We start from the raw sequence: 12,741 nt of genomic DNA on the forward strand, positions 1-12,741 counted from the left end.
CCGACTGATTAGGAGCTGTAGATGAGCGGATCTACCAACATGGCGTATGGCGATAAGGTCGCCATGGTGCAGCAGGCCGTGGGCCTGTTCGCCACGCACAACCAGCGCAACACCACCCTGAGCCGCCTCAGTGGCCCGATGCCCAAGGGCACGGCGGGCGCCGAGGCTACCCTGCGCAAGCAGTCCACCCAGCACATGCCGATCGTCAAATGCCAGGACCTGTCCAAGGGCCGGGGCGATGAGGTGACGTTCCACCTGCTGAACCCGGTCGGCGGCAAGCCGATCATGGGCAGCAACCGGGCGGAAGGCCGCGGCGTCGGCATGAAGCTGTCCGAGGACAAGCTGCGCGTCAACCAGGCGCGCTTCCCGCTCGACCTGGGCAACGTGATGACCTCGATCCGCAGCCCGGCCGACTTCCGCCGCCTGGGCCGTCCGGTCGCGCAGGGCCTTGCCGACAAGTACGTCGACCAATCCCTGCTGGTCCACATGGCCGGCGCCCGGGGTTTCCAAGACAACATCGAATGGGTCGTGCCCACCAGCGACGACCCGGAATTCGCGGAAATCATGGTCAACCCGGTGCGCGCCCCGTCGAAGAACCGCCATTTCATGGCGGACGGCACCCACGGCATCGTTCCGTTCTCCGTCAATGCCGGCGCGGTGTCGCTGGATACCACCGACCTGCTGCGCATGGACACGGTGGACGGCATCCGCACCTACATGGAGCAGATCGCTCTGCCGCCGCCGCCGGTCATCTTCGAGGGCGACAAGGCCGCCACCGACAGCCCGCTGCGCGTGCTGCTGGTATCGCCGGCTCAGTACAGTGGTTTCGCCACCGATCCGAGCTTCCGTCAGCTGCAGGCCAGCTCCCTGGCGCGCGCCCAGCAGGCCGGCGGGCACCCGCTGTTCCTGGGCGAGGCCGGTCTGTGGAACGGCATCCTCATCGTCAAGATGCCCAAGCCGATCCGCTTCTATGCCGGCGACACCATCCAATACTGCGACTCCTACAGCTCCGAGGCCGAATCGAGCTGCAAGGTGCCGGATTCCTTCGGAACCTCCTTCGCCATCGACCGCGCCATCCTCCTGGGCGGCCAGGCGATCGCCGAGGCCTGGGCGGCCAGCGATAAGACGCAGATCCCGTTCTTCTGGAGCGAGAAGGAACTCGACCACGGCGACAAGGTGGAGCTGCTGCTGGGGCTGATCCGTGGCGTTTCGAAGATCCGCTTCGAAATCGACCACGGCGGCAGCACGCAGATCACCGACTACGGCGCCACGGTGATCGACACCGCCGTGCCGATCATCGGTGCGCGCAACTGATGGGCCGGGCCGGGTGATCCGGCCCGCCTCTGTTGAACCCACATAGGAGCCCATCATGGCCCAAGTGACGCTTAATCAATTCCGTGCCCGACAGTTCGGCACCACGGTTCCCTACGGCAACACCACCACCTTGCGCTACCTGCTCAAGACCGGCGCGGCCGGCGGGGCGATCGGCGCCGACTCGTCCGCCGCCCTGGCCGAGGGCGATGTGGTGGACCTGGGGCCGCTGCCCGCGGGATTCAGCCTGGATGACTGCCAGGTGATCGTCTCCACGGCGATGACCGCCGCGGTGACCGGCTCACTCGGCTTCGTCTACGAGGATGGCGCGGACAGCGCTGAGGTGCCGCAGGATGCCGGCTACTTCGGTGCCGGCCTGGTGCTGAACATGGCCGGCCGTCTGCGCGTGGCCACCGCCAAGCCGCCGGTCCTGCTGCCCAAGCCGGCCCGTCTGATTCTGACCCTTGCCGGCGCCAGCAACGCCAAGGCATCGCAGATCGACGTGCTGATCCAGGGCGAGCTGATCGGCCCGCGCTGATGAATAGGGGGAGGGCTTCGGCCCTTCCCTTTGCCTACCGGGAGTGACCATGCAGAAACCACCGCAAGCAGTGAAGTACACCGGCCGCAAGCCGTTCAAGGACCGCCTTTACCGCTCGGGCCTGACGTTCGAGCCCGGCCAGTGCCGCCTGGTGCCGGCCGAGCTGGCGCGCAAGTTCCTGCGCCATGCCGATGTGTTCGAGGCCGCCACCGAGGCCGCCGAGCGGGGCAAGAAGAAAGCCAGCACCGACGATACCGCCGAGCTGCTGGAGCAAGCCGCCAAGGATGAGGCCCAGCGCACCGAGGATCAGAACAGCCTGCAGGATATGTTCGATCGCGTCAGCCAGATGGATAAGGAGGCCCTGGGCCAGTTCGCCAAGATCAACTACCAGCAGGATCTGGACATGCGCTACAACGTCGAGAACCTGCGCGGCCAGGTGATTTCCCTGATTGATCGCTTCGGACTGGTCTGACGATGACCCGTGACGAGCTGATCCAAGAGTTCCGGGTGCAGACGCAGGATCTGATCGACCCCTACCTGTGGCGCACGCCCTGGGTGGCCAACTGGCTGGAGGAGGCCGAGGCGGAGGCCTGCATCCGGGGCCGGCTGCTGCATGTGGCGGACGACCCGGCCCTCTGCGAAATCGCCATCGCGCCCGGGCAGCGGGTCTATCCGCTGCATCCGATGCTGTACGAGCTGGACCACCTGGGCATCAAGGAGGCGGGCGAGGCCCGGCGCCGGCCGGTGCGCCTGGTGTCCACCGAGTATCTGGACGCGCACCTGCCGGATTGGCGCGATCACAGCGGGCGCGTCGAGTACGTCGTGCAGGATGACACCTCGCTGCGCCTGGTTCCCACCCCAACGGCCGCGGGCACCCTGCTGCTGGAGGGCTACCGCCTGCCGCTCGGCTCGCTGGCGGCCAGCGGTTCGGCCAGGCCGGAGATTAACGATGCCCACCACCGGCATCTGATCGATTGGGCGCTATTCCGGGCGTTCAGCATGCCCACCGCGGAAACCCTGGACCTGACCCGCGCGCAGGTGGCTGCCCAGTCCTTCGAGCGCTACTTCGGCCCGCGTCCCGACAGCGACCTGCGCCGCATCACCCGCGAGGACGTGGAGCACCACAACACGGCGTGGGTATAGCTGCCGGCGTGGATATAGCGGCTTGCGTCGCGCCGGCAGTCACATAGGTTCGGCACCCGTTACCACTTCCCAACGGGTGATCCATGCGTCCCCTCATCCAAAACCAGTGGACCGGCGGAGTCGATAACCTGACTCCGGCCGATCGCGTACCCAAGGGCTTCGTCCGCCGGGCCGTGAACATCGATGCCACCCCCGGCGGCGAGTTGCATCTGCGCTCCGGCTACGAGCAGGTCTATGCCGGTAACGCCGTGCGCGGCGTCCTGGCCCTGGGCGACAAGCTGTTGATCGCCGATGGCCCTGAGCTGATCGAGTTCGACCCGCAGACCCAAGGCGTGCGCGTGCTACGCACCATTGCCGGCGCCGGCCAGTTCATCGGCGCGGTGTTGAACAACACCCTGTATTTCCAGACCGCCAATGAAAGCCTCGAGTATGACGGCCGCCGCGTGCGGGCCTGGGGCGTGCCGGACGTGCTGGCCCAGCCGTTGCCGGCCGTCACGACCGGCGGCGCGCTGCGGGCGGGTATCTACCGCCTGGCCGTGACCTTCAGCGACGCGGACGGCCGCGAGGGCGGGACCGATACGCCGCTGCTGGTGACGGTCCCCGAGGGCGGCGCCCTGGACGTGGAGCTGCCGGCGCCGCCGGAGGGCGGCCGGGTGAATCTCTACCTGGGCTACCCGAATAGCCAGACCCTCTACCTGCAGGGGCAGGGGCAGGGGCAGGGGCAGGGCAGCGCCGCGATGCCGCTGCGCGTCACCAGCCTGCGCGACGACACCCGCACCCTGACCACTGCGCGCCTGCGGGCCCCGGTGATCGGCAGCGTGATCTGCGCCCACGGCTCCCAACTGGCGATCGCCCAGGGCCGCGTCGTCTGGCTGACCGCGCCCATGCGCCCGCATCTGCTCGACCCCCTGCGCGGTTTCCTCCAGTTCCCGGCCGAGGTCGGGGAGCTGATGAGCGATCAGACGACGCTCTATGTCAGCAGCGACGTGAGCTACAGCCTGAGCGATGTGGCCGGGGACACCCCCAGCCAGCGCGAAATCCTCAACTTCCCGGCGCTGCGGGGCTCTGCCGTGATCCTGCCCGACGAGCGCTGCGCCTGGATGACCCGCTACGGCCAGGCCGTGAGCGTCGGCGACGGCAGCGGCGGCCTGCAGCTGGTCAACCGCCAGCACTACGCCCCCGACCTGACCGCGCAGGGCGCCGCCGGGGTTATCGAGCACAACGGCAATCAGTTGATCGTCACCACCACCCGCGGGCCGCAGGGCGCCAACCAGCTGGCCGCGACGGACTTTTTCATTGGGGAGGTAGTTCGCCCATGACCCATGGACCCAGCCTGCTTGGCACCGGCTTCACCTACACCACCGAGATCCGGCGGCACGACGGCCGCATCGAGCGCGCCGAGGATCACAACCTGCTGCCCCAGGAGGCCATCGACTTCGTGGCCGGCCTGCTGCGCGGCAGCGAGGCGGCGATCGGCAACTGGTATGTCGGCCTGTTCGAGAGCAACACCGTGCCCGATGCCGCCTTCAAGGCCGCCGACCTGCCCAACCTCCTGACCGAGTGCACCGCCTACGACGAGGCGACCCGGCCGGCCTGGACCCATTCCTACGACGGCAAGGCGGTAATCGACAGCCTCGGCAACAAGGCGACGTTCACCTTCAACCAGGCCAAGCGGATCTACGGCGCCTTCATCGTCAGCACGTCCACCAAGGGCGGTTCTGGCGGCCGGCTGCTGTCGATCGCCCGCTTCGCCAGCCCGAAAGACATCGATGCCGGCGAGCCCTTCACCCTGGCCGCCGGCCTGACCCTGATCCCCACCAGCCTGTAAGGAGCCACCATGTCCCTCAAAATCAGCACCGGGCTGGCCAATGCCCTGCTTTCTTCCGGAAGCCTCAAGACTGCGCTTACCGGCCTGCACCTCTTCATCTACGCCGGTACCGAGCCGGCCAGCGCCGACGCCGCGCTGCCGGGCGATGCCGTGCTGCTCTGCGACATCAGCGGCAACGGTGATGGCTCCGGCCTGGCGTTCGCCGCCAATGCCGTGGGCGGCACCCTGGAGAAGGACGCAACCCAGGTCTGGCAGGGCACCGTGGCGGCGGCGGGCACGGCGACGTTCTGCCGCTTCGCCAAGCCGACCGACACGGGCGCCGCCAGCACCACCGACGTGCGCCTGCAGGGCGATGTGGGGGTCGCCGGCAAGTTCCTGAACCTGAACAGCGTGGCGCTGGCCAAGGATGCCATCCAGAAGGTCGAGTACGTGGCGCTGACCCAGCCGCTGCAGTAAGGAGCCGCCCATGGCGAACCGCTTGAAGAAGCTGGCCCAGGCTCAGTACACGCCGAGTTCGCCCTATCAGCCGGGCAGCCCGGCGTACTGCGTCACCACGGTCGTCGGCTATCAGTCCACGTCGGGCCTGTCGGGGTACGACGCGGGCCTGGTGGACGGGAACGGCGTGACTACGGGCTTCGGCAGTGTCAGCCCCGGCCAGGTACGCGATGCGCTCAGCGACCTGGCGAGCGGCGGCTTTGCCGGGGTGATGCTGAACACCGAGAGCGGCAACGACGAGCTGCTGCCGATCACCCGGCGCGTCTGCTACCCGGCGGTCGCGGCGATACCGGCCGAGCCGGCGAAGCTCACCTACACGGCCATCGACGGCTGGAACGGCGGCGCGCGCAGCATCAAGCCCCTGTTTGGCGACGGGGCCTTCACGTTCGAGGTGGGCCCGGCGGCGATCGGCGTCGTGGTCGGCCTGGTGGACGCCGACGAGTCCACCTCGCCGGCCGAGCCGAGCCACGCCTTCTACGTCCACCAGGGCGTGGTCGCCGTCATGGAATCCGGGGTGGTGGTGGCCACCGCCCCGACCCCGCACAGTGCCGGCAAGCGTCTGGCTATCAGCCGTTCCCTCGGCCACGTGACCTATCTCTACGATGGCTGGGCCTATACCAGCGCCGTTGTCTCCCAGGGCGCGCCGTACCTCGATGCGACCATCTACGCCTCGGGCGATTACGTCGATAACCCGCAGCTGGTCGCCGCCCTGGTGCAGAGCGGGGAAATCCGCGCCACCTTGCCGCCGCTGGTCGGCCTGCTGACCGATCGCGCGTCCTATGCCTTCGGCGGGGGCCGGCTGCCGCCGCTCGGCGGGCTGGCGTCGGGGATCGGCGGCGGGATAGGGCGGATCGAGGGGAGCCTGCCGGCGCTCGGCGGCCACGCGGCAGACCATGCCTACAGCGAAGTGCGGGGCACGCTGCCGGCGCTGGCGGGCGCCCTGAACGGCGGATTCCCGCAGGTTTCCCGCGCTACCGTGGTCGGCATCCTGCCGCCCCTGTCGGGGCTGCTCCGCGGGCTGACGGGTTCGGTGGGGCGCATCGAGGCGGCGCTGCCGCCGCTGCAAGGCCTTGGCACCGATCATGCCTACGCGGAGGCCCGCGGCACCCTGCCGGCGCTGACCGGCGCAGGCCTCACCTTCGCCCCCACCGACTACGGCAACGCGCGCGACAACTTCCTCGTGGTCGCCGACCTGTGGGTGGCCAGCTGCCGGCAGAGCGCCGTGCTGGCCGAGCAGCTGGGCCTGAGCAGCGGTTTCACCCTGGGCGTGGTGATCGACGGCGCCCTGTTCGAGGCGCTGGCGATCAGTAGCGAGGTCAGCGCCTACCGGGCGCTGTCGGCCGTGATCCAGTCCGTCCTGCTGCTGGGCGGGACGGCCGATGCCGGTACCGCCGCGTCCGTGCAGTACGCCGTCAACGTCCTGACCGGCGCCCTGACCACCTACAGCGGTTTCGACTTCGACGCCTTCGCGCTGGCCGACAACACGCTGTACGCCTGCCGCCCGGATGGCCTGTACCGCATGCGCCCGGGGGACGACGACGGCAGCCCGATCGCCGTGACCCTGGACTTCGGGGCGACCGACTACGGCGCCGTGCAGGCCAAGACGGTGCAGGAGGTTTTCCTGGGCCTGACCACCGATGGCGAGGTGATCGTCACGCTGCGCGCCGATGGCGTCGATCGCAGTTACCGGGCGGTGGCGCGCGGGCCAATGATGCGCGCCGCGCCGGCCCGGGGCGTCGCTGCCCGGCGCTGGAACCTCACCCTGGAAGTCACCGACGCCACCGAGTTCGAGCTGGACACCATTGAGCACATCGTCGCCGTGGCGGCGAGAAGGGGAATGCGGTAATGACGACGAGCAACTACAACGCCTCGACCGACTTCCTGCAGAAGCTGGCCAACTCGGCCATGCTGCAGGTCGACAACACCCGGTCGATGATCTGGAACCTGATCGAGCCGACCAACGACTTTGCCTACCTGCGCGAGCCGGACTTCACCTACTCGGTCAGCAAGCCGAGCCTCGGCACGCCGCCGAAGCTGTCGGATGTACTGGACCTGGGCGATACCACCGATACGCGCCTGGAGAAGCTCAACGCCGATGCCGCGGCCTGGATGGACAAGTTCTTTCCCTCCATGGACAAGTGCCTGCGCGAGCTGCCCGAGGACTGGCTGTGCGGCGTGATTTCCGGCGTCAAGCCGTTCGGCCAGGATGCCACCGTGTTCGAGCTGGTCTGGCACCGGGCGCGCGATCGCGCCTATCGCACGATGGCCACCGAGCAGCGGCAGCTGGAGGCGGCCTTCACCGGCCGCGGCTTCACCCTGCCGCCGGGGGCCATGGTCGCGGCCCTGGGCGAGGCCGCCGAGCGGGCCGACACGGCCATTCTCGACGTGAACCGCGAGCAGGCGATCAAGGACGCCGAGATCAAGCTGGAAATCCTGAAATTCGCCGAACAGCAGGCCCTGACCTACAAGCTGGGCATCCTGCAGGCGCTGGCCGACTTCTACCGCCAGTGGATCGCCCTGCCGGATCAGGATCTGGAGCGCGCCCGGCTCAAGGCGCAGGCCCTGTCGTCGCTGTATTCGGCGCTGTCCTCCTACTACAACGTCGAGGTGGCGTTCGAGGAGCTGGGGCTCAAGGCCAAGCAGGCGGACGTGCAGACGGATCTGGAGGTCGATCGCAACCGGATCACCAACCGCAAGAACAGCGATGCCTCGGGCAAGGCGGCGGCGCTGGCCAACGCCGCCCGCGCCTTCGGCGATGTCGCGTCCCAGGCGGCGGCCTCGGCCGGCACCCTCACCGCGGAAATCGAGACCCTGTAGCGTGGCCAAGATCATCTACCGGCCGACCAGTGGCGCCGCGGCGAAACTGCGCCAACAGGCCCGCCGGCTGGGCGAGAAGTTGGTGCGCCGGGGCGGCGGCGTGATGAACGAGCTTCACGACGGCTTCATCCTGCGCGCCGTGGCCAAGGGCGATGTGGTCCGGGTGACAGCGATCGATCCGCCGGCCGCCTGGCTGTTCTGCGATCGCTGGGGCGAGACCAACGCCTTTCCCCACCTGGCCCGCCACCTGACCCGCGGCGACCTGCTGCCGACCCTGGAGCCGCCCGCGCCGCCCGAGGTGCTGAGCATCACCGACGAGAACGTGCTGATCGCCACTGCCAGCGGTTTCGCCTCGACCGGGGATATCCCGACGCCCTATGCGTCTGGCAGCGGGCAGACGAATTGGAACAGCGGCTATGTCATGTCCACCGAGCGCTCAAAGGACCGGCAGACGGTCGACGAGAACACCAGCTACATGGTGTGCGCCCGGGCGGTCAACGGCCGCACGCCGATCAACAAGCTGCCCACACCGCGCCTCGATGCGCAGATGAACTACCTGTTCACCGACGCCTTTTTCCAGCAGTGGGCCGGGGACGCCTTGTTCACCTTCCGCCCGCACGTCAGCAACTCCCAGGCGACCAGCGCGCCGCGGATCGTCACCGACGACAGTGATGGGCTGGAGTACGAGGAGGTGGTGATCGCCGCGTCCTACTCCCGCTACGACAAGCAGAAGAGTGCCGAGAAGGGCTGGGACGTGCTGGAGCACGGCTGGCTGGTGGGGCTGTTCCGGGCCCGGCATGCCGTTCCCGAGGGCGAGGGGGACGTACTGAACCGCTGGCTGCTGCCGCGCTGGGGCATCTTCGTGCCTGCCTCGCAGAACCCGAACCCGGATCTGCGGCCGGTCCCCGATCCGCTGGATGGTTCGCTCTGGCTGGATCATCGGGTCGCCGATGTGGGCATGTCCGACGATGACGTGAATATCGTCGTCGTGGTCAGCTCGGCGCGGCGGGAAAAGGTCGGCGCGTACACCTACACCGACACCATGGGCACGCAGCTGGTCCGTATCAACCGGCAGACCGGCCAGTACAGCGTCACCACCATCGCCAAGGCCAGCGCCACCTACCAGCAGACCCTGACGGGCTACGGCGGCTACATCCTGACCGGCGCCGCCTCGTTGCCCTTCATCCTGTCGCTCAACCGCCTGGAGTACCGACGCCCCGCCCAGGACGGCGAAGAGACGGTCACCGCCCTGGCCAGCGTGCAGTTCACCGCCAGCGGCGCCGCCGGGGAAGCGGGCGCCATCATCCAGCCGGACACGATTCAGCTGGTGTTCTTCAGCACGACCGGCGACCAACTGACGAGCGGGCTGGGGGCGGCCGGCTACGCGCCCTTCTGGCCGCGCCTGTCGTGGGCCTACAGCCCCTGGGGGCACAAGGACAACCTGGGCTACCCCAACGCCCCCCAGCACTGCGTCGCGCAGTACCTGGGCAACGGCCTGATCGGTGTCGTCGCGGCGCCGCGCAGCCAGGCCGGTACCCGTTTCGCCGAGATCGACTGGCAGTTGGTCGTCCTGCGCGCCAGTGACCTGTCATTCGTGGAAAGCCGCGGGCTGATCGGCACCTTGCTTGAGCACAACAACACCGGCGTGTGTTTCACCGTGGTCCAGCCGGAAGCCGAGAGCAGCCCCGCGGTGCTGATGGCCTGGGTTTTCTCCTACTACGGGGAGCCCACCAGCCAGTACAAGCTCAGCCGAGACGGCGGGCGGACCTGGCAAACCGTGATGGCCGGCGCGACGGGGCCGGCCTTCTACCTTGGCAACCCGCTGCGGGATATCAGCATCTGCAGCGGCCTATGAGGATCGTTCATGGATAAGCCGTATCTCTTTTTGCTGGCAACCATCAGCACGGGCAAGGTGCTGGTGCGGATGGACCCTGCGACCCGGGAAGTCCTGGCGAAGTCGGCGATCGCCGGGGCACAGCTCGACGCCTCGCTCGGGGCCGACGTGGACGGCCTGCTGGCGCAGCATGCCGGCGCCGAGACGACGCTTCGGGTTTCGCAGCTGGTCGGCGCGAATGGCAACGTGGCGCGGATCGTGACGCTGTCGGGCGTGGCCCTCAACGGGACCACCTACTACCGCACGCGCCTGCTGGAGGTGTCGGCTACGGATGTCGTCGAGCTGGCAGGCCTGGTCGGCTCGACCCCCTACCGAATCGCCAAGAGCGCCATCGTGGCCACCCCGGACGGCGCCTTGGTCGCCCTGCGGCGGGTCGATGCGTCCACCGGGATCGTCTACCCCGACCCGGCGGTCATCACCCTGAGCGCGGACGGCTCGACGCGCGTCTCCACGCCAGCAGCCGGAGGCAATGCCGCGTTCGGCGATACCTGCGCGCTGGTGACGACCGGCGAGGGCGAGCGCCTGGTCGCCATGGAATACATCGATACCCGTGCACTGTAAGGAGGCCGCAACATGGCACAGCTGAACCGCGAAATTGATGGGCTCTGGCGCAAGGTCGGCGAGGTCGATCCGGTACCGGGGGACTACATGAACTATTGGGGCCAGCTGCCAGTGGCCTCCATCGACACCCTGGCAGCCGACGCCGGGCTGGCGGCGGCCGTCATCAACGGGCGCAACTGGTACGGCATCGGCTCGCCCTATACGCTGGATGCCGGCGACGCCTACGGCCTGGTCTTTCGGGATGCCACGGCGAGCTACTCGGTCGACCTGAACTGGTACACCCTGGCGATATGGGGCGGCGATCGCCACTCCCTGTTGATCGCCAGTCCGGCCGAGGGGGACAAGGTGGACGTGACTGCGCTACTGACCGAGGCCCTGGGCGAGGAACCGTCGCTGCTGGAGGCCGTGTTTCAGGTGGCGCCGCCGCTGCCGGCGTTCTGGACGAACTTCACGAACACCGCCGAAATAGTCTGACCCCAACGGCTTGCCGATCGTCGGCAGTCACATAGGTTCGGGCGCTTCCGTGACAGGAGCGCCCCATGGCTACCGATCCGAACTCCCTCGAAGAGAAACGCCGCGCCCAGCGCGCGGCCCAGCCCACCGGCCTTGGCCTCACCCCACGCTCTGCAGCTGCGCCGAGAGTACCCGCCACATCCAATGCACCCACTCCCACGCTGGCCTCGGTCGCCAATGGCGGACCGGGGACCGTCTCCGTTGGCGGACTGCGCATCTCGCACCTGCCCGACTACAGCAACCCGCCGGGCGCGGCGGATGCCGGCAACTATGACCAGATGCCCCCGGATCGCGTGCGGCAGGAGATCAGCGGCACGCCCCTGCCGGTGCAGTCGGGTGGCCAGCCCGGTACCGCCCAGCAGGTCATCGACTCCGGCCTGAATGTCGCCAGCGGGCTGGGCAAGCTCGCGGTAGGCGGGCTGGGCGCCGTGGCCGCACCGGTACTGGACACCGCCCGCAACGGTATCACCCGCCTGGCCGGCGGCGACCCCAACACCCTCCCCGGCGGTACCAGCGGCTTCCACAACTCGGCCATGCAGACCCTGCGCGAGGGCTGGCAGCCGATCGCGGCCGGTGGGCAGCAGATTGGCCGCGGCCTGTTGTCCGCCCTGGGCGCCCAGTCGGCGGGTGCTGGGGCAGAGCAGGGGGCACAAGGCGGCAGCCAGCCACAGGCCCAGCCGCAGGCGCCGTCGCGCCCGGCCTCCGTCACCGGCACGCCTTCGATGGATACCGGCGGGGCCGAGCAGGCCAGCGCCCCGGCTGCCCAGGGCAACGGCTTCCAGCAGACCGGTATCGGCGGCATCGTCGGTCGGCGCAATAGCCAGGGCGTGATGGAGTTCAGCAACGCGCAGGGCGACGTGGCCGGCGCCGCCGGCACGCGGCTGGTGGACGGCAACCTGGGCGACGGCATCGGTGGCTTGAGCGTGGGCCAGGCGGGCGACGCCCAGCAGGCGATCGAGCGCGTCGACCGCGCCAATGCCGAGCGGCAGCGGATGGTGGATGCCAGCCGCGGCGGGCTGGGGGATACCGGCAACTTCACCGTGGTCGGCGACAACACCCGCGGCTCCCTGTTCGGGCAGGAGCTGGAGGCCCGCCGCCGTCGCCGCGACGGTACCGACCAGGCGATCGCGGAGAACCGCCTCAAGGCCCGCGAGCTGAACCAGAACAACGCCAACACGCAGGCGGAGCTGGGGCTGCGGCAGCGCGAGGTGGTCAACGCCGAGCAGACCGGCGCCCTCGATCGCCAGAAGACGCAGCAGGAAATCCAGAACAACCAGCTGACGCTGGATCAACAGCAGCAGGTCCAGGCCATTCGAACCCGGCTGGCCGACCCGAGCCTGCCCGCCAACGAGCGCACCCAGCTCGAACGCAACTATGCGGCCCTCACCACCCCAGCCAAGGACCGCTACGTCCTGCAGGACGTGGTGCTGGGCCAGGACGCGACCGGCGCCCCGATCACCGGCAAGGCCGCGGTGGACGTGACCACCGGGCAAGTCGTCGGCCAGGGCCTCGGACTGACCAACCCGCAGATGCAAGCCGACCTGGCGCAAGCGCGCCGCATCGTCGCCGCCGACCCCTCGAAGCGGGCCGAGGTGGAGAAACGACTGCAACAAGCCTACAGCCGTGGCCTGGAGAACTGAG

The 12,741-nt window shown here is 68.8% G+C and carries 13 protein-coding genes; all 13 read left to right on the forward strand.

The genetic code is table 11. The features are described 5' to 3' along the window. Window positions 1-21 precede the first annotated feature (21 nt). Window positions 22-1,314, forward strand: a complete 1,293-nt coding sequence (locus ACFOJE_RS20950) for a phage capsid family protein (RefSeq protein ID WP_377816924.1) — start codon at window positions 22-24, stop codon at window positions 1,312-1,314. A gap of 55 nt (window positions 1,315-1,369) precedes the next feature. Continuing rightward, on the forward strand, window positions 1,370-1,849 hold the full coding sequence (locus ACFOJE_RS20955; protein ID WP_377816926.1) for a hypothetical protein: 480 nt from the start codon (window positions 1,370-1,372) through the stop codon (window positions 1,847-1,849). A gap of 49 nt (window positions 1,850-1,898) precedes the next feature. Further along, a complete protein-coding gene (locus tag ACFOJE_RS20960) occupies window positions 1,899-2,321 on the forward strand; it encodes a hypothetical protein (RefSeq protein WP_377816927.1) in 423 nt (140 codons plus the stop codon). Between the two features lie 2 nt (window positions 2,322-2,323). Then, window positions 2,324-2,992: a phage adaptor protein gene (locus tag ACFOJE_RS20965; RefSeq protein WP_377816929.1), complete on the forward strand. Its 669-nt coding sequence runs from the start codon at window positions 2,324-2,326 to the stop codon at window positions 2,990-2,992. 83 nt (window positions 2,993-3,075) lie between these two features. After that, the gene (locus tag ACFOJE_RS20970) at window positions 3,076-4,311 is read left to right on the forward strand and encodes a hypothetical protein (protein WP_377816930.1); all 1,236 of its coding nucleotides are present in this window, start codon (window positions 3,076-3,078) and stop codon (window positions 4,309-4,311) included. Then, on the forward strand, window positions 4,308-4,820 hold the full coding sequence (locus ACFOJE_RS20975; RefSeq protein WP_377816931.1) for a hypothetical protein: 513 nt from the start codon (window positions 4,308-4,310) through the stop codon (window positions 4,818-4,820). The genes ACFOJE_RS20970 and ACFOJE_RS20975 overlap by 4 nt, the downstream gene beginning before the upstream one ends. A 9-nt stretch (window positions 4,821-4,829) precedes the next feature. Beyond that, window positions 4,830-5,276 (forward strand): hypothetical protein, encoded by a 447-nt coding sequence (locus ACFOJE_RS20980; protein ID WP_377816932.1) that lies wholly within the window; start codon window positions 4,830-4,832, stop codon window positions 5,274-5,276. A gap of 10 nt (window positions 5,277-5,286) precedes the next feature. After that, entirely contained in the window at window positions 5,287-7,161 is a 1,875-nt protein-coding gene (locus tag ACFOJE_RS20985; protein WP_377816934.1) for a hypothetical protein, read from the forward strand. Beyond that, the gene (locus ACFOJE_RS20990) at window positions 7,161-8,132 is read left to right on the forward strand and encodes a hypothetical protein (RefSeq protein WP_377816935.1); all 972 of its coding nucleotides are present in this window, start codon (window positions 7,161-7,163) and stop codon (window positions 8,130-8,132) included. Before ACFOJE_RS20985 ends, ACFOJE_RS20990 begins: the two co-directional genes overlap by 1 nt. Window position 8,133: 1 nt before the next feature. Then, window positions 8,134-9,987, forward strand: a complete 1,854-nt coding sequence (locus tag ACFOJE_RS20995) for a hypothetical protein (RefSeq protein ID WP_377816936.1) — start codon at window positions 8,134-8,136, stop codon at window positions 9,985-9,987. A gap of 9 nt (window positions 9,988-9,996) precedes the next feature. Further along, the gene (locus ACFOJE_RS21000) at window positions 9,997-10,587 is read left to right on the forward strand and encodes a hypothetical protein (protein ID WP_377816938.1); all 591 of its coding nucleotides are present in this window, start codon (window positions 9,997-9,999) and stop codon (window positions 10,585-10,587) included. A 12-nt stretch (window positions 10,588-10,599) separates the two neighbouring features. Further along, window positions 10,600-11,061, forward strand: a complete 462-nt coding sequence (locus ACFOJE_RS21005) for a hypothetical protein (protein WP_377816939.1) — start codon at window positions 10,600-10,602, stop codon at window positions 11,059-11,061. A 65-nt stretch (window positions 11,062-11,126) separates the two neighbouring features. Continuing rightward, complete coding sequence (locus ACFOJE_RS21010; RefSeq protein WP_377816940.1) at window positions 11,127-12,740, forward strand: hypothetical protein; 1,614 nt, start codon at window positions 11,127-11,129, stop codon at window positions 12,738-12,740. Window position 12,741 lies beyond the last annotated feature (1 nt).

It is taken from the genome of Azotobacter bryophylli (assembly GCF_042643485.1).
GTDB lineage: Bacteria > Pseudomonadota > Gammaproteobacteria > Pseudomonadales > Pseudomonadaceae > Azotobacter > Azotobacter bryophylli.